This is a genomic window from Sphingomonas sp. Leaf33, assembly GCF_001421785.1.
GTDB lineage: Bacteria > Pseudomonadota > Alphaproteobacteria > Sphingomonadales > Sphingomonadaceae > Sphingomonas.
The window spans coordinates 3,278-18,650 of sequence record NZ_LMLB01000001.1 but is presented as its reverse complement, the minus strand read 5'-3'; the positions used below and the strand labels follow the sequence as shown (position 1 = coordinate 18,650).

The window sequence follows — 15,373 nt, the reverse complement described above, 5'->3', positions numbered from 1 at the left end:
CACGGGGGCAAAGCCCCGTTCCTTCCTTGCTCCTAGCCACGAAGCAAAATCGGCTCCGTCACGGTGGTGCAGATTGGCCGGAAACCGCTCTAGCCCATGCGCCGGGCGGGTGCGCGCGCGGCGATGATCGCCTGCGCGGCCAGGCGCCCGGTCTGCGCGCCGCCGTTCATGTAGCCGGGATAGGCATCCGACAGATGCTCGCCCGCGAAATAGACCGGGCCGGCGGACAGGGGCACGGACGCGATGCCGTTGGCTTCGGTCCAGATCAGGTCGGCGAACTTGGTCAGCTGGCCGGGCCGGAAATTGACGTACGCGCCGCGGGTAAAGGGTTCGTCGTGCCAGTTGCTGCGGCGGACGACACCTTTCAGCGCAGCGGACATGCCGGGCACCGCGCCGTCGGCCAGTCGCGCCCAGCGCTGGCTCAGCGCGCGGGCGTCGGGCAGGTCGGCGGCGCGGACTTCGTCGCCGCCGGTGAACCACGTCCAGACGCTGCCCGGCCCCGTCGTCGGGCGGACGCCGCCGTCCCAGCCGAGCGAAGCGCCCGCCGCGTGATCGACCTGCCAGATCTCCCCGCCGCGGCCCATCGGCTTGTCCCACGGCCGCGCGGAGGCGACCGCATGGACCTTGCCGTTGAGACCCAGGCCGACTTCGCCGATGAACTGGCGCCACTTGGGCGGCAGCGGCACGGCATAGTCGATGCGGCTCATGATCGACGCGGGCGTGGTGACGATGACCGCGCCGGCATCGAACGTCTCGTCGTTGGAAAAGGTCAGCCGCACGCCGCCGCCGCTCCGCGGGGCGATGCGCGTCGCACGGCGATAGAGGGTGATGTGGCGCGCCAGGCGCTGGCCCATCGCCTCGACGAGGGTGCTGGACCCGCCGGCCATGACATAGCGTTCGTCGCTGCGGCTGAGCACGTCGATGCGCTTGCCGTCGACATAGGGCAGGTTGAAGACGAGCTCCAGCGCGGAGGCCTGGTCGGGCTCGACGCCATATTCGGTCCGCGCGGTCGCTTCCATCAACGCGCGCGCGAAGCCGTCGGGCATCAGTTTGGCATGAGCGTCGAGGTAGCCGGTGAACGACGTGCGATCCAGCTCGGCAGCCACGGTCGCGTAATCCTTGTCGAGCCGAGCCGCGTCGGCATCGATCTGGCCGGCGATACCGCGCAAGCCCGCGATCAGCCGCTCGCGCGGAATTTCCCGGCCGCCGTCCAGCACCAGCGTCCGGTGCGGCGCGCCCTTGCGATCGGTCAGCGTCACGCCGAACTGGCGGCACAGGTCGTTGATGTCGCGGTGGTCCGAATTGACCAGCTGCCCGCCCATCTCCATCGCCGGCGCACCGCCCGCCCGAACGGTCAGCATCCGCCCGCCCAGCCGGGTGCGCGCTTCGAACAGCCGCGCGTCGATCCCGGCCTGGGTCAGATGGTAGAGCGCGGTCAGACCGGCGATGCCGCCGCCGATGATCGCGACCGGGCCCGCCGGAGCGGCGGCGCGGGCGCTGCGGGGCAGGGCACCGACCGCCGCGGTCGCCGCGATCGCCGCGATCAGCTGGCGGCGCGACAGGCCGTCGCCGCCGGGCACGGGCAGCGTTTCGCCGCGGTCGCGCAGGTTCGCCTGCCGTGCCGCTTCCATCGCGGCCCAAAACGCTGTCGGTCCCCGCATTAACCAAACTCCCCCTTGGCCGCGCGGTGTCATAAAGTGCGGCGCTTGCCAAGGCGGCAGGTGGGGGCGATAGCGCTCCCCCATGACCGCACCTGCTCCCAAGCCCTGGATCATGGGCATCGCACCGTACATCCCCGGCCGCAGCACGACCGACGACGGCCGCAAGGTCGTCAAGCTGTCGTCGAACGAGAACCCGCTGGGCACCAGCCAGGCCGCGCGCGAGGCCTTCGCCAGCGCCGCGGGCCAGCTGGAACGCTATCCGGATGCCAGCGCGACGCAGCTGCGCGAGACGCTGGCCGAGCATCACGGGCTGGATGCGTCGCGGATCATCTATGGCAACGGGTCGGACGAAGTGCTGCACCTGGCCGCCGGTGCCTTTGCCGGGCCGGGCGACGAAGTGATCTACGTCCGCTACGGTTTCGCGGTGTACGAGATCGCGACGCGCCGCGTCGGCGCGACCCCGGTGATCGCCCCGGACAAGGACTATGCGACCGATGTCGACGCGATCCTGGCCGCGGTGACCGACCGCACGAAGATCGTCTTCGTCGCCAACCCGAACAACCCGACCGGCACCTATTCGACGCGCGAGGAGATCGCCCGCCTGCACGCCGGTCTGCGCGAGGACATCCTGCTCGTCCTCGACCACGCCTATGCCGAATATATCGAGGGTGATGCCGAGGACGGCGGCATGGCGCTGGCCGCGCGCGCGTCGAACGTGCTGGTCACCCGCACCTTTTCCAAGATGTACGGCCTTGCCGCCGAACGCATCGGCTGGGGCTATGCCGCAACGCCGATCATCGAGGCGATGCACCGCATCCGCCTGCCCTTTTCGATCACCATCGCGGGCACCGCAGCGGCGGTCGCGGCGCTGCATGACCGGGAGTTCGTCGAGAACACCCGCGACCACAATGCGCGGTGGCGGGCGTGGTTCGCGGACGAGATCGGCAAGCTCGGCAACGCCGGCCTGCGCGCGGTGCCCAGCCAGGCGAATTTTGTGCTGGTGCTGTTCGAAGGCGATCTGACCGCGGAGGCCGCGTACAAGGGGCTGATGGACGCCGGCTATATCGTCCGCTGGCTGCCGGGGCAGGGCCTGCCGCACGGCTTGCGGATAACAATCGGGACCGAGGACGAGACCCGCGGCGTGATGGCGGCGCTCCGGGACCTCGCGGGCGACTAATGCTCCCGTTCGCGCGCATCGCCGTCCTCGGGCTCGGTCTGATCGGATCGTCGGTCGCCCGCGGCGCGCGCGCGAACATGCCGAGCGTCGCGCTGACCGGCTATGACGCCGACCCGGCGGTGCGCGAGACCGCGCGGGCGATCGATCTGGTCGACGACGTGGCCGATACGGCCGGCGCGGCGGTGATCGATGCCGACCTGGTCATCCTGTGCGTGCCGGTCGGCGCGATGGGCGTGCTGGCGGCGGAGTTCGCCGAAGATCTGCCGGCCGAGGCGATCGTCAGCGATGTGGGATCGTGCAAGGCGAGCGTCGTCGAGGCGCTGACCGCCGCCCTGCCCGGTGCGACGATCGTGCCCGCGCATCCGGTGGCGGGTACCGAGAAGAGCGGGCCTGAGGCCGGCTTCGCGTCGCTGTTCCACAAGCGCTGGTGCATCGTCACGCCCGCGCCCGACGCGCCCGAGGTCGCGGTCGAGCGGGTCAGCGAATTCTGGCGGCGGCTGGGCGCTGACGTGGAAATCATGGAGCCCGAGCATCACGACCGCGTGCTGGCCATCACCAGCCATCTGCCGCACCTGATCGCCTACACGATCGTCGGCACCGCCAGCGACCTGGAGGAAGTGACCAGTAGCGAGGTCATCAAATATTCGGCCGGCGGCTTCCGCGACTTCACTCGCATCGCCGCGTCCGACCCGACGATGTGGCGCGACGTGTTCCTGGCCAATCGGGAAGCGGTGCTCGACATGCTCCAGCGGTTTTCGGAGGATCTGTCGGAGCTGCAACGCGCGATCCGCTGGGGGAAGGGCGACCAGCTGTTCGACACGTTCACCCGGACCCGCGCGGTGCGGCGGTCGATCATCGAACAGGGCCAGGACGACGCGCGACCCGATTTCGGGCGGTCGGATCATTAGTAACGGCGGCCATTGCCGACGACCGTCATCCCCGCGAAGGCGGGGATGAATTCTGGCTGAACTCTCGAAAAGAGTCGCGCGTTCAGCGACTATGGATTCCCGCCTTCGCGGGAATGACGGTTGATAGGTGATACCTCCAACGCATTGATCGCCGCATGCACCTTCGGCTCGATCTCGCGCCGCGGCAGGCCGGGGGGGATTTCGTCCTGGAAGGCGAAGTGGATGACCCCGTTGGGCACCTTTTCGCCATGCTTCGGCCACGCCACCCCGCTGTCGATCGCGATGGGTACGACCGGCAGGCCGAGCGCGCGGTACAGCCCTGAGAAGCCGGGCTTCATCGGCGGTGTCTCGCCCGGCGCCACGCGGGTGCCTTCTGGGAAGATCACCACCGACCGGCCTTCCGCCTTCGCCGCCTCGGCCGCGCGCAGCATCGCGCGCATCGCCGCGCCCGACCCGCTGCGATCGACCGTGATCATCCCGTAGCGCTGGGCCGCCCAGCCCCACAGCGGGATGCGGGCCAGTTCCTGCTTCATCACGATGACCGGCGCATCGAGCATCGCGACCAGTTCGAACGTCTCGAACATCGCCTGGTGCTTGGCCGGGTAGAGTGCTGGATAACTGGGGATCGGACCGCTCTGCGCGACGCGGATGTTCAGGCACAGCCGCGCGCATCGCCGGTTGTAGCGCGTCCACGACCGCACCCATCCCCGCAGCGCAGCCGGGCCGACCAGGGCGACCAGCGGCGTCGCCAGCACATAGGGGACCGACCCGCTGAAGAAGACGACGTTAAACGCCCAGGTGCGCAGTTTTGCCAGCATCACGCCTTAGTATCCCAGCCAAAGCGCGACGCGGCGCACCAGATATTTGTTGTACTCGCGCACCAGCATCCCGAACGCCGGGTTGCTGGGGATGGCGTCGCCGATCACGGTCACGTCGGTGGTCATCGCGTGCGCCAGTTCCATATGCGCGCGCGGCATATGCCATTCGGTGGTGACCAGCCGGACGGACGTGTATCCATGCTCCGCCAGCCAGGTCGCGGTTTCCTCGGCATTCGATCGCGTATCGACCGCCTCGTAGCCGAGATCGATGCAGCAGGCGAACAGGCGGCGCGGCACGCGATATTCGTGCGCCAGCTCGTTCGGGCGGACGGTCGTGTCGGCGCCGGAGATCAGCATCCGCTTCGCCGCCCCCGCCTCCATCAGCTCAAGCCCGCGCGCGACGCGGCCCGCGCCGCCGGTCAGCACGACGATGGCATCGGTCTTTTGCCCGCCGGCAGGCTTGCCGAGTGACAGCATGAAGACGGCGAAGCCCAGCAGATAGGCCAGCGCGACCAGCGCGAAGAGGCGCGCGATCCTCACAGTCGCGCCTTCAGCGTGCGCAGGACGGCAACGCGTGCGGCGAGCGTCGCCAGCGCGGCGAAGGCCAGCGGCAGCAGCGCGAGCAGGCCCCAGGCGCCGGTGTCGAGCGTGACGCCCGACACCAGCACCGAATCGATCGCCGCGACCTGTCGCCCGATCACCCACACCGCGCCCATCGCCGCGACCGTGCCGATCGTGCCGCCGATTAGCGTGTCGAGCGCGATGCGGCGCTGGAACAGACGCGACACCTGGACATCGGTCGATCCCAGCATGTGGAGCACGTCGATCGTGTCGCGGTGCGTGTCGAGCCCCGCCCGCGCGGCCAGCAGCACGACGGCGGAGGTCGCCAGCGCCATCAGCACGACGATGCCGGCCGCCAGCCACGCCAGGCTGGCGATGAAGCTGCGCACCGGCGCCAGCCAGCGCGCGGCGCGGTCGACGTGCGCGGCGGGCGCGATGCCGCCGATAGCCGCAACCACGACGTCGGCGGTCGCGGTGCTGCCGTCGGCCAGCGTCACGTCGATCATCGCGGGCATCGGCAGGTCGGTGTCGAGGCCCGCGTCGCCGAGCCACGGGCGGACCAGTTCGACCAGCTGTTCGCGCGGCACCGCGGTCACTGCGCGGACTCCGCGCAGCCGGCGCAAACCGTCCGCGACCGCCGTGGCGCGCGCGGCGTCCGGCCCGATCAGCTGCACGGTCAGCTGCCCGGCCAGCTGGCGGTCTAGGCTGGCGATGCTCTGCCACGTACCAAGGCCCAGCGCGGCGGCGAGGACGGTCAGGAACAGCATGACGCCCATGACCCAGACCATCGCCCGGGTCTTGTGCCCTTCGTCGAGCAGCGTGCGCCGCGCCGCGGCCGCCGTCGCCGCGGTCACGGCATGCGCGCCGGCGGGTGGCGCAGCGCGCCGGTCGGGTCGATCAGCCGCCCGCCCTCGATCCGCATCAGTTGCGCGCCGTCGATCCGGCCGAGCAGCCCCAGGTCGTGGGTGGCGACGACGACCGTCGTGCCCAGGCGATTGAGCCCTTCGAACAGGTGGATCAGCCGCGCGGCCATCGTCGGGTCGACGTTGCCGGTCGGTTCGTCGGCGACCAGCATTTCCGGGCGACCGATGACCGCGCGGGCGATGGCGACGCGCTGCTGTTCGCCGCCCGACAGCGTCTCGGGACGCGAATTGGCACGATCGGCGAGACCCACCCACGCCAGCATCTCGCGCACCGGCGTCTCGATATCGCTTTCGGGCACGCCTGCGACGCGCAAGGGGAGCGCGATGTTGTCCGCCGCCGACAGGTGCGGGATCAGCCGGAAATCCTGGAACACGACGCCGATGCGGCGGCGGAAGCCGGGCAGGCGGTCGCGCGGCAGCATCACCGCATCCTCGCCGAACAGGCGGATGATCCCGCGGGTGGGACGTTGCGCGAGGTACAGCAGCTTCAGCAGCGACGTCTTGCCCGCGCCGCTCTGCCCGGTCAGGAAATAGAATCCGCCGGCCGCCAGCGCGAAGCTGAGGTCGATCAGCGTCTCGGGGCCGGTGCCATACCGCAGGCCGACATTCTCGAACTGGACGATGTTCGCCATGCCGGCGGCCGGATTCCTCGAATGGGACGTATCCTCAAGCCATCGCACAGGGGGCGGCGGCGCTCAAGCTGTGGATAAGCGTGGCATGGGGTCTTGCCCGCGACTCGGGGAAATGCTTAAGATTCAGACTATTCGAGCAGTCGTTTTTGCTCAGTTGGGGGAAGTCGGACACAATGATCCTCGAATGCACGCAATGCAGCTCGCGGTATCTGGTGCCGGATACCGCCATCGGCCCCGACGGGCGCACGGTGCGCTGCGCGAATTGCCGGCACAGCTGGTTCCAGCCGCCGGCGATGATGGACCTGTCGGCGGCCGCCCGCGCCGCCGCTTACGAGCCCGAGGCACCGGCGCCGCAGCCGGTCGTCGCCACGCCTGCGCCTGTCGCCGCTCCGGTCGCCGCGCCGCGCCCTGCGGCCGACAGCCAGCCCGTGCCGCGCCAGGCCGCGACCCGCAGCTTCGACGATGCGCTGGTCGAACCGCGCCCGCAGTATGACGCGTTCGCGCACCGCCCGCCGTTCCGCCCGCGCACCAACCCGGCACGCCGCTGGACCGCCGCGGCGCTGGTCGCGGGCTGTTCGATGCTGCTGGGCGTCGGCGCGATCCTGTATTCGGGCGCGCCGGGCATCGCCGCGCAGCTCGGCCTGCCGGTGGGCACGACGGAAACGCCGCTGAAGTTCACCGGCGAGGCGATCGAACGTCGCGACATGGGCACGGGCAGCGAGCTGTTCGCGGTCAGCGGCACGATCGTGAACCCGACCGGCGCCGCGCAACGCGTGCCCGACGTCCGCGTCGCACTGCTCGATGCGCAGGGTCGCGTCGTCTACAACTGGACGGTGACGCCGAAGCAGCGGACGCTGGCGGCCAACACCTCGATCACCTTCGCCAGCGGCCGCACCGACGTGCCGGCGAATTCCAAGATGCTGAGCCTCAGCTTCGCGCAGGGGATCGAGGGGTAACGTATTTCTTGGTGCTAGGCCGGTGGTTCACACCGCCGGATAGCGCAGCCGGCCGATGAAGCGGCTGAGACTCGGCAGGCGTTCGCGGTTCGGCATCAGGCCGGCCTTTACCTTTTCGATCTGCATGATGTTCTCGATCCGGCGGGCCAGGAACGCGCGGGTGTCGGCGAAATCCTCGCTGTCGTCGTCCAGGAACACCGTGATCGTCGCGGCGTAGACCGCGCCCAGCATCGCGCGCTTGGTATAGTGGTTGTAGTCGGTCGCGGTGTCGCCGGCGGCGCGCCACATTACGTCGGCCGACCGCCAGCCGAGCTTCGCGGCCCTCAGCGCATTCTGCGGCAGCGCAAGCACGGCCAGCGCGCGGCGCAGCGCCTCGCGGTTGGGCGCGACGATCTCCAGCCGGGTTTCGACCAAGGTCGTGATGCGCGCCCGAATCTTCATCGCCGCCAGCGTCTCGGCGGGCAGGCGCGCGTGCATCTCGGCATCGACCTGCACGAACCACGCGTCGATCATGTCGACCGGCCCGCCGGGAAAGGCCAGGGGCGCGACATCGGCGTCGATGCCCAGCGCCATGGCGGCGGAATCGACCGCCTGTGCGCTCCAGCCGTCGAACGCGGCATTGGCCGCCACTTCGGGCGCCAGGGCCTGGCGGATTTCATCGAGGGTCGCGTCGTCGTAAGCCATCATGTGCCTTTGTGGGCCTCCGCCGCACCGGGTTCAAGCGTCGGCGGCGTCGCGGGGCCGCCTTTGCGCACCAGCACCAGCGCCAGCCCGACCAGGATCGCGCCGGCGACATCGGGCAGCCCCAGCCGCTCGTTATAGGCGATCCACCCGATCGCCCCGGCGACGACCGGCTGCGTCAGCAGCGCGACGCCGACCACCAGCGGGGTCAGGTGGCCGAGCGCGTAGATCATCAGCCCTTGTCCGACGAGCTGGCTGACGACCGCCAGCGCGACGAGCGGCGTCCAGTCGCCCGGCCACACCCGCTCGCCCAGTACCAGCGCGGCGACGAGCAGCGGCAGCGTCGCCAGCAGCGAGGCGAGCGCCAGCGCGGGCAGCGGCTGCATCGTCTCTCGCGCTCTCGCCATCGTCACGAAATAGACGGCGTACAGGATGCCCGCGGTCAGGCACAGCAGGTCGCCGATCAGGTTCTGCGCGCCGAGCTGCGCCGATCGTCCCATCAGCAGCGCCGCGCCGATCGCCGCCATGACCAGCGCCGCGCCTTGCGTCCGGGTCGGCCAGGCGCGCGCGACGACGAAGCCGTAGATGGGAAAGATCAGCGTCGCGGCATTGCCGAACAGCGTCGCGTTGGCGAGCTGGGTATGGTGGATGCCGGCGTGCCAGCTGGCGAGATCGGCCGCGAACGCGAGGCCGCCCAATGCCAGCACGCCCCACAGCCCGCGCGCCTGACGCAGCGGCTGCTGGCCCAGCAGCACCGCGGCGGCGAGCAGGACGGGCGTCGCGAGCGCAATCCGCCAGAACCCGGCGGCGACCGGGCCGACATCGGTCAGCCGCACGAACCACGGACCGAACGCCAGCGCGACGTTCGCGACGAACAGCGCGGCCAGCGGCTTCGCCTTGCCCGGCGCGGCGCCGGACGCTGCCGGACCATCCGGCGCAACCGACATGGCTTTGCTTGGTTCGGGGGTAGCGATTGTTTGGCGGGGCGCGCGATGCATCAGCCTCCCTAACGCCCTATCTTTCGCCCGTCCTCATCAACGACCACGAGAAATTCTATATGCCTACCCTGTTCGACCCCATCGCCTATGGCGCGATTGAGGCGCCCAATCGCTTCGTAATGGCGCCGCTGACCCGCGGCCGGGCGACCGCGGAGCATGTGCCGACCGACCTGATGATCGAATATTATCGCCAGCGCAGCACCGCGGGCCTGATCATCACCGAAGGCACCGGCACCAGCCGCGAGGGGCTCGGCTGGCCGAACGCGCCGGGGCTGTGGTCGGACGAGCAGGTCGAGGCGTGGAAGCCGATCGTCGCCGCGGTGCACGAAGCGGGCGGCCGGATCGTGCCGCAGCTGTGGCATCTGGGGCGCCTCGCCCGCAAGGACGTGACCGGCGAAGCGCCTTTCTCGTCCTCGGCGACCACCGCTCCGGCGCGGCCAGGTGCGAGCGAGAACGTCAATGTCGAGGCGCGCGCGATGACGAAGGACGATATCGCCCGCACGCTCGACGATTATTCGCGTGCGGCACGCAATGCGGTGCGAGCAGGGTTCGACGGCATCGCGCTGCATTCGGCGAACGGCTATCTGATCGACCAGTTCATGCGCGACGGCACCAACTTCCGCGATGACGACTATGGCGGGTCGGTCGACAACCGCCTGCGCCTGTTGCGCGAAGTGATGGAGCGGCTGGTGGCCGAGGTCCCCGCCAATCGCGTCGGCGTGCGCTTCTCGCCCAATGGCGAGGTGCAGGGCTGCGACGATTCGAACCCCGAAGCCGTGTTCGTGCCGGCCGCCGCGCACCTCCAGTCGCTCGACATCGCGTTCCTGGAACTGCGCGAATCGGGGCCGGACGATACGTTCGCGCAGACCCACGTCCCCAAGCTCAGCCCGAAGATCCGCGAGGTCTTCACCAACCCGCTGATCCTCAACCAGGATTACGACGCGGCCAAGGCGCAGGCCGATCTCGACAGCGGCGTGGCGGATGCGATCAGCTTCGGCCGGCCGTTCCTGGCGAACCCGGACCTGGTCGAGCGCGTGCGGACGGGTGCCGCGCTCAACACGCCGGACAAGCGGACCTTCTACACGCCGGGGCCGCAGGGCTACACCGACTACCCGACGCTGGCGGGGTAAATGTAACGTCGTCCCCGCGAAGGCGGGGACACAATGTGATGGACGATGCCCTCATCAGCAAGGCCACCGTCGTCCCCGCGAAGGCGGGGACCCATCTCCCAATTCGTCCTCTTGGCGAGCGCGGGAGATGGATTCCCGCCTTCGCGGGAATGACGGAAGTTAGGTCTGATCGGTAGTTAGGTCTGATCCGTGTCGTAGCGGTCGAGCCAGGCCGTGACCGGCTTTCGAACCGCGGCGCGGGTCTTCGGGTTGGCCAGCGCAATCGCGGTGAAGACCAGCACGGCCAGCAGCGCGGGCAGGAAGACGGCCGCGACGATCGCCAGCACCGCCGCGCCGACGCCGAGGCTGCGCGCAGTCTCCAGCCACCGCGCCGTGCCTTCGTCGAGGATCAGGCGGCGTGGCGCCTTGTCGTCGTAGAAAGCGCGGGTGACCAGCACCGCACGGCCGTCGAAGGCGATGCGTTCGGGCCCGAGCGGTGCGGTATCGGTGGCCGGCGCCGCATCGCGCGTCTGCGCCGCGGGCCGCCCGGTGTGCGTATCGATCACCACCAGCCGCCGTCCCTGTTCCACCACGCGGTAGCGCGAGGGCGGCGGCTGGCTGGTCATGCGGCGGCGCGGCGGGCGCGCCACCGGTCGGCGCTCTGGCCCCAGGCATCGACGCGGAAGTCGCCGAGCGGGTCCGGCAACGACGTCGGGCCTTCGTTGATCGACCCCAGCCGCTGCGCCAGTCGAATGGAGGGCGCATTGTCGGGATGGATCGTATGGATCAGGTGCGACCAGCCGAGCACGTCCACCGCATAGTCCATCGCCGCCACGGCCGCTTCATGGGCATAGCCCTGTCCGGCGAACTCGGGCGCGACGCCCCAGGCCACTTCGGTGCCGGGCCATCCTTCGGGTTGCCACGGGCCGACGCGGCCGACCCAGCGGCCGGTATCGCGCGCGATCACCGACCAATAGGAATAGCCTTCGATTGTCCACGCACCGGCGATCGTGGTGAACACCCGCCACGCGGCGCTGCGTGACTTCGGCCCGCCCAGGAAGCGCATCGTCGTCGCGTCTGCACAGAAATCCGCGAACGCGTCGAAATCCTGACGCTCGGGCGGGCGCAGGACCAGTCGTTCGGTGAAGAGCGTCGGGCCGGTCAGCCGAACCGCCCGCGCAACGCCAGCATCGCGATCGCGGCCTTGGCCGCTTCGCCGCCCTTGTCCTTTTCGTCACGCTTGGCCCGCGTCAGCGCCTGCGCCTCGTTCTCGGTCGTCAGGATGCCGTTGCCGATGGCGAGTCCGTCCATGCTGAGGGCCATCAGCCCGCGCGCGCTTTCGCCCGCGACGATCTCGAAGTGATAGGTCTCGCCGCGGATGACGACGCCGAGTGCCACATAGCCGTCGTACCGCCCGCTTTCGCTCGCCAGCGCGACGGCGCCGGGGATTTCCAGCGCGCCGGGGACGGTCACGGTTTCGTGGGTGTGCCCCGCCTCCTCGATCGCGGCGCGGGCGCCTTCGAGCAGCAGGTCGTTGAGGTGGTCGTAGAAGCGCGCCTCGACGATCAGGAACTTTGACATTCAGTCGCTCCGCTTGTGGGCCATCAATGGTCCTCGGGGATCGGGCGCTCGCCGACGATGCTGAGGCCGTAACCCTCCAGCCCGACGAGCGTGTGGTGAGTGTTGGTCAGCAGCACCATGTCGTGCACGCCGAGTTCGGAGAGGATCGTCGCGCCGACGCCGTAGTCGCGCAGCTCCTCCATGTCGGCGGCGCTCGCTTCGCCCGACTTGACGCGCAGCGCCGCGGTAAAGGCGTCGGCGCGCGGGCTGGACAGCACGACGATGATGCCGGCACCTTCCTGGCCGATGATCTCCATCGATCGCTGGAGCAGGCCCGACCGCTTGGTCGTCTCGCCCAGCAGGTCGGCGAACGGCGACAGCGCGTGCATCCGGACGAGGGTGGGCTTGTCCGGCGAGACGCGGCCCTTGGTCAGCACCAGCTGCTCGGTCTCGGTCGCCTTGTTCCAATAGGTCAGCGCGGTCCATTCGCCGCCCCATTCCGACTGGAAGCGGACTTCCGCCTTCTTCTCGACCAGGTGATCGTAGCGGCGGCGATACGCGATCAGGTCGCGGATCGTGCCGATCTTCAGCTTGTGGAACTGCGCGAAGCCGACCAAGTCGTCCATCCGCGCCATCGTGCCGTCCTCGTTCATGATCTCGCAGATCACGCCCGAGGGGTTGAGCCCGGCCAGCCGCGCGACGTCGACCGCGGCTTCGGTATGGCCGGTGCGGACCAGCACGCCGCCGTCGCGCGCGACCAGCGGGAAGACGTGGCCCGGGGTCACGATCTCCGCCTTGCCCTTCGACGCGTCGATCGCGACCGCGACGGTGCGCGCGCGGTCGGCCGCCGAGATGCCGGTCGTCACGCCGTCGCGCGCCTCGATCGAGACGGTGAAGGCGGTTTCGTGCCGCGTGCCGTTGTGGCGGCTCATCAGCTCCAGGCCGAGCTGGTCGACGCGGTCCTTGGTCAGTGCCAGGCAGATCAGCCCGCGGCCGTACTTCGCCATGAAGTTGATCGCGTCGGGCGTCGCCATCTGCGCCGGGATGACCAGGTCGCCCTCGTTCTCGCGATCCTCGTCATCGACCAGGATGAACATCCGGCCGTTGCGCGCCTGGTCGATGATCTCTTCCGGGCTGGAGAGGAATGCGTGCGCGAGACGGGTCAACTCAGCGGGTTTTGCCACGATAGGCCTCCATGCGCTGCAGATAGCGGGCGAGTACGTCGATCTCGATATTGACCGACTGGTCTGGCGACAGGGCGCCCAAGGTCGTCACGCTCTGCGTATGCGGGATGATGTTGATCGTAAAACGGGTGGTGCCGTCGGCGTCGTCCGTGACCGTGTTGACGGTCAGCGACACGCCGTCGATCGTGACCGAGCCCTTGGGCGCGAGGAAGGGGGCAAGCGCCGCATCGATCCGGAATTCGACGCGGTGCGATTCGCCTTCGGGCACGATGCCGGTCACCGTGCCGACGCCGTCGACATGGCCGGTGACGATATGCCCGCCCAGCTCGTCGCCCAGCTTCAGCGCACGCTCCAGGTTCAGGCGACGCCCCGCGGTCCACATATCCGCCGCGGTGCGGCGCACGCTTTCACCCGAGACATCGACGTCGAACCACTCGGCGCCGGTGCCGACGACGGTCAGGCAGACGCCCGAACACGCGATCGACGCGCCGAGATCGATGGTCGCGGGATCATAGGCGGTGCGGATGCGGACGCGCAGGTCGCCGCGATCCTCGACCGAGACGATTTCGCCGACGTCGCTGACTATTCCGGTGAACATGGGGCTGCCACGTAGACCTCCAGCGTATCGCTGCCAAGCCGGCGGGTGTCGCGGCGCTGCCACCGGCCGTGCGCGGCGGCGAGATCGGTCAGGCCGATGTCGCCGAGCGCAGCCCTGCCGCCACCGATCAGGACCGGCGCGCGGTAGAGGAGCAGGCGATCGACCAGCTTCGCGCGCAGGAACGCGGCCGCGGTCTGCGCGCCGCCTTCGATGAGGAGATGGTCGGCGGGCAGGCCGGCAATTTCCTCGGGCGCGCCGATGACCACGACACCGTCATCCTCGCGAAGGCGGGGATTCATTTCGCGGACGGGCCCGGCATCGGGTGCGGGAGACGGGGCCCCGCCTTCGCGGGGGCGACGGGTCAGGAGGACGCGGATCGGCGAATGCTGTTCTAATCCCGCCAGTCGGACATCCAGCCTGGGCGCATCGACGTCCCAAGTCCCGCGCCCGACCAGGATCGCCTCGTGCCGCGCGCGCTCCAGATGTGTATGTGCCCGCGCCTCGGGCCCGGTGATCCAGCGGCTGGTCCCGTCGGCCAGCGCGATGCAGCCGTCGAGCGAGGTCGCGAGCTTCAGCGTGACGAACGGCCGGCCCAGCGCCCGCCGCGTCAGGAATCCCGCCATCGCCCGCCGCGCGTCGTCGGCGCCGATGCCCTCGGTCACCGCGACGCCGGCTTCTCGCAGCAGCGCGAGGCCACGCCCCGCCGTGCGCGGATCGGGATCGACCACGCCTGCGACGACGCGCGTCACGCCCGCCTGCGCCAGCGATGGCGCACACGCCGGTCCGCGGGCCGATTCGTGCGCGCACGGCTCCAGCGTCACATAGGCGGTGGCGCCTCGAGCCTGCTCGCCGGCCTGGGCCAGCGCCATCGCCTCGGCATGGGGGCGCCCGCCGGGCTGCGTCCAGCCGCGCCCGACGACACGACCGTCGCGGACCAGGATACAACCGACGTTGGGATTGGGGGCGGTCCGTCCCCGCGACCGCTCCGACAGGGCGATCGCGGCGGTCATCCAGCGGGCGTCGTCCGCGCTTACAGGCCCCACGACGTGAGCTTGTCGTCGACTCGCTGGAAGCTCGCCTTGCGGTCGGCCAGCGCCTTTTCCTGCATCGCGTCCAGCTTGGTGCGCGTCGCCATACCGCGCAGCTGGTCGGCCTTGATCTCGGCATCGCTGCGGTCGGCGCGCCAGTTCTCGACGTAGACGATCTCGCGCTTGTACGGCCTCTCGACCCGCGAATCCTTGACGAAGCCGGCGATCAGCAGGGTCGTCAGCACGATCGACAGGAACAGGAAGGCGAGTTCGTATCGCTCGCGCGACGCCAGGAACAGGCGCAGGTCCTGGATGGCACGGATGGGGGAGAAGCGGGCGAGGTATCGCATTGCGCTTCTATACATAAGTGCAGGGGTGGTGTCGCACCACCCCTGCACCCGTACGGATCAGGCGTCCTCCAGCACGAAGCGCACCGTCATCGTCCGCCACGTCTCGTACGGCACGCCGTCGCGCGTCGCGGGGCGGAAGCGCCAGCGGTTCAGTGCCTGGCGACGGGTGGCGTCGTAAAAGGCGTCGTTCGCGGCATCGACCCGCTCGACCGATTTCACCCGGCCATCG

19 protein-coding genes are annotated in these 15,373 nt (G+C 69.7%); 4 read left to right on the top strand and 15 right to left on the bottom strand.

The window, feature by feature from the left end; translation table 11 throughout:
• Positions 1 to 89 precede the first annotated feature (89 nt).
• On the bottom strand, positions 90 to 1,661 hold the full coding sequence (locus tag ASE86_RS00105; protein WP_056421521.1) for a flavin monoamine oxidase family protein: 1,572 nt from the start codon (positions 1,659 to 1,661) through the stop codon (positions 90 to 92).
• A gap of 82 nt (positions 1,662 to 1,743) precedes the next feature.
• Here ASE86_RS00105 and hisC point away from each other — a divergent pair, with 82 nt between their 5' ends.
• Positions 1,744 to 2,838, top strand: a complete 1,095-nt coding sequence (hisC, locus tag ASE86_RS00100) for a histidinol-phosphate transaminase (RefSeq protein WP_056421520.1) — start codon at positions 1,744 to 1,746, stop codon at positions 2,836 to 2,838.
• On the top strand, positions 2,838 to 3,746 hold the full coding sequence (locus tag ASE86_RS00095; RefSeq protein WP_056421519.1) for a prephenate/arogenate dehydrogenase family protein: 909 nt from the start codon (positions 2,838 to 2,840) through the stop codon (positions 3,744 to 3,746). Before hisC ends, ASE86_RS00095 begins: the two co-directional genes overlap by 1 nt.
• 89 nt (positions 3,747 to 3,835) lie before the next feature.
• Here ASE86_RS00095 and ASE86_RS00090 read toward each other — a convergent pair whose 3' ends face one another.
• From ASE86_RS00090 to ftsE, 4 genes are read right to left on the bottom strand one after another with little or no spacing between them, the layout of a single operon-like run.
• Complete coding sequence (locus ASE86_RS00090) at positions 3,836 to 4,564, bottom strand: lysophospholipid acyltransferase family protein (protein WP_200911510.1); 729 nt, start codon at positions 4,562 to 4,564, stop codon at positions 3,836 to 3,838.
• 6 nt (positions 4,565 to 4,570) lie between these two features.
• Entirely contained in the window at positions 4,571 to 5,041 is a 471-nt protein-coding gene (locus ASE86_RS00085) for a YdcF family protein (RefSeq protein ID WP_056426304.1), read from the bottom strand.
• A gap of 59 nt (positions 5,042 to 5,100) precedes the next feature.
• Entirely contained in the window at positions 5,101 to 5,979 is an 879-nt protein-coding gene (locus ASE86_RS00080; RefSeq protein WP_056421518.1) for a cell division protein FtsX, read from the bottom strand.
• Positions 5,976 to 6,680 (bottom strand): cell division ATP-binding protein FtsE, encoded by a 705-nt coding sequence (gene ftsE / locus ASE86_RS00075; protein ID WP_056421517.1) that lies wholly within the window; start codon positions 6,678 to 6,680, stop codon positions 5,976 to 5,978. Before ftsE ends, ASE86_RS00080 begins: the two co-directional genes overlap by 4 nt.
• 173 nt (positions 6,681 to 6,853) lie before the next feature.
• Here ftsE and ASE86_RS00070 point away from each other — a divergent pair, with 173 nt between their 5' ends.
• The gene (locus ASE86_RS00070; protein ID WP_056421516.1) at positions 6,854 to 7,636 is read left to right on the top strand and encodes a zinc-ribbon domain-containing protein; all 783 of its coding nucleotides are present in this window, start codon (positions 6,854 to 6,856) and stop codon (positions 7,634 to 7,636) included.
• 27 nt (positions 7,637 to 7,663) lie between these two features.
• On the opposite strand, the gene ASE86_RS00065 is transcribed toward ASE86_RS00070, so the two are convergent.
• Together ASE86_RS00065 and ASE86_RS00060 are read right to left on the bottom strand one after the other, a co-directional pair.
• Positions 7,664 to 8,320 (bottom strand): COQ9 family protein, encoded by a 657-nt coding sequence (locus ASE86_RS00065; RefSeq protein ID WP_056421515.1) that lies wholly within the window; start codon positions 8,318 to 8,320, stop codon positions 7,664 to 7,666.
• Complete coding sequence (locus ASE86_RS00060) at positions 8,320 to 9,264, bottom strand: DMT family transporter (RefSeq protein WP_056421514.1); 945 nt, start codon at positions 9,262 to 9,264, stop codon at positions 8,320 to 8,322. Before ASE86_RS00060 ends, ASE86_RS00065 begins: the two co-directional genes overlap by 1 nt.
• Positions 9,265 to 9,374: 110 nt before the next feature.
• Between ASE86_RS00060 and ASE86_RS00055 the strand changes: the two genes are divergently transcribed.
• Complete coding sequence (locus ASE86_RS00055; RefSeq protein ID WP_056421513.1) at positions 9,375 to 10,445, top strand: alkene reductase; 1,071 nt, start codon at positions 9,375 to 9,377, stop codon at positions 10,443 to 10,445.
• Between the two features lie 176 nt (positions 10,446 to 10,621).
• On the opposite strand, the gene ASE86_RS00050 is transcribed toward ASE86_RS00055, so the two are convergent.
• Genes ASE86_RS00050 through ASE86_RS15845 form a run of 8 tightly spaced genes read right to left on the bottom strand, consistent with a single transcriptional unit; the run spans position 10,622 to position 15,363 of the window.
• Entirely contained in the window at positions 10,622 to 11,074 is a 453-nt protein-coding gene (locus ASE86_RS00050; protein ID WP_056421512.1) for a hypothetical protein, read from the bottom strand.
• Entirely contained in the window at positions 11,047 to 11,553 is a 507-nt protein-coding gene (locus ASE86_RS00045; protein ID WP_235524060.1) for a GNAT family N-acetyltransferase, read from the bottom strand. The genes ASE86_RS00050 and ASE86_RS00045 overlap by 28 nt, the downstream gene beginning before the upstream one ends.
• 32 nt (positions 11,554 to 11,585) lie before the next feature.
• Entirely contained in the window at positions 11,586 to 12,005 is a 420-nt protein-coding gene (ribH, locus tag ASE86_RS00040) for a 6,7-dimethyl-8-ribityllumazine synthase (protein ID WP_056421510.1), read from the bottom strand.
• Between the two features lie 23 nt (positions 12,006 to 12,028).
• Complete coding sequence (gene ribB, locus ASE86_RS00035) at positions 12,029 to 13,168, bottom strand: 3,4-dihydroxy-2-butanone-4-phosphate synthase (protein ID WP_056421509.1); 1,140 nt, start codon at positions 13,166 to 13,168, stop codon at positions 12,029 to 12,031.
• A complete protein-coding gene (locus ASE86_RS00030; RefSeq protein ID WP_056421508.1) occupies positions 13,152 to 13,766 on the bottom strand; it encodes a riboflavin synthase in 615 nt (204 codons plus the stop codon). Before ASE86_RS00030 ends, ribB begins: the two co-directional genes overlap by 17 nt.
• Entirely contained in the window at positions 13,751 to 14,776 is a 1,026-nt protein-coding gene (gene ribD, locus ASE86_RS00025; protein WP_056421507.1) for a bifunctional diaminohydroxyphosphoribosylaminopyrimidine deaminase/5-amino-6-(5-phosphoribosylamino)uracil reductase RibD, read from the bottom strand. The genes ASE86_RS00030 and ribD overlap by 16 nt, the downstream gene beginning before the upstream one ends.
• Positions 14,777 to 14,796: 20 nt before the next feature.
• On the bottom strand, positions 14,797 to 15,144 hold the full coding sequence (locus ASE86_RS00020) for a hypothetical protein (protein WP_056421506.1): 348 nt from the start codon (positions 15,142 to 15,144) through the stop codon (positions 14,797 to 14,799).
• Positions 15,145 to 15,201: 57 nt separating this feature from the next.
• Positions 15,202 to 15,363, bottom strand: a complete 162-nt coding sequence (locus tag ASE86_RS15845) for an energy transducer TonB (RefSeq protein ID WP_235524059.1) — start codon at positions 15,361 to 15,363, stop codon at positions 15,202 to 15,204.
• Positions 15,364 to 15,373: the final 10 nt, after the last annotated feature.

Excerpts from the sequence above, each read along its gene's own strand:
- ASE86_RS00090 (WP_200911510.1), bottom strand. The coding sequence starts at position 4,564 with ATGCTGGCAAAACTGCGCACCTGGGCGTTTAACGTCGTCTTCTTCAGC.
- ASE86_RS00070 (WP_056421516.1), top strand. The coding sequence starts at position 6,854 with ATGATCCTCGAATGCACGCAATGCAGCTCGCGGTATCTGGTGCCGGAT.
- ribH (WP_056421510.1), bottom strand. The coding sequence starts at position 12,005 with ATGTCAAAGTTCCTGATCGTCGAGGCGCGCTTCTACGACCACCTCAAC.
- ASE86_RS00085 (WP_056426304.1), bottom strand. The coding sequence starts at position 5,041 with ATGCTGTCACTCGGCAAGCCTGCCGGCGGGCAAAAGACCGATGCCATC.
- ASE86_RS00055 (WP_056421513.1), top strand. The coding sequence starts at position 9,375 with ATGCCTACCCTGTTCGACCCCATCGCCTATGGCGCGATTGAGGCGCCC.
- ASE86_RS00020 (WP_056421506.1), bottom strand. The coding sequence starts at position 15,144 with ATGCGATACCTCGCCCGCTTCTCCCCCATCCGTGCCATCCAGGACCTG.
- ASE86_RS00030 (WP_056421508.1), bottom strand. The coding sequence starts at position 13,766 with ATGTTCACCGGAATAGTCAGCGACGTCGGCGAAATCGTCTCGGTCGAG.
- ftsE (WP_056421517.1), bottom strand. The coding sequence starts at position 6,680 with ATGGCGAACATCGTCCAGTTCGAGAATGTCGGCCTGCGGTATGGCACC.
- hisC (WP_056421520.1), top strand. The coding sequence starts at position 1,744 with ATGACCGCACCTGCTCCCAAGCCCTGGATCATGGGCATCGCACCGTAC.
- ASE86_RS00105 (WP_056421521.1), bottom strand. The coding sequence starts at position 1,661 with ATGCGGGGACCGACAGCGTTTTGGGCCGCGATGGAAGCGGCACGGCAG.
- ASE86_RS00065 (WP_056421515.1), bottom strand. The coding sequence starts at position 8,320 with ATGGCTTACGACGACGCGACCCTCGATGAAATCCGCCAGGCCCTGGCG.
- ASE86_RS00060 (WP_056421514.1), bottom strand. The coding sequence starts at position 9,264 with ATGTCGGTTGCGCCGGATGGTCCGGCAGCGTCCGGCGCCGCGCCGGGC.
- ribD (WP_056421507.1), bottom strand. The coding sequence starts at position 14,776 with ATGACCGCCGCGATCGCCCTGTCGGAGCGGTCGCGGGGACGGACCGCC.
- ASE86_RS00095 (WP_056421519.1), top strand. The coding sequence starts at position 2,838 with ATGCTCCCGTTCGCGCGCATCGCCGTCCTCGGGCTCGGTCTGATCGGA.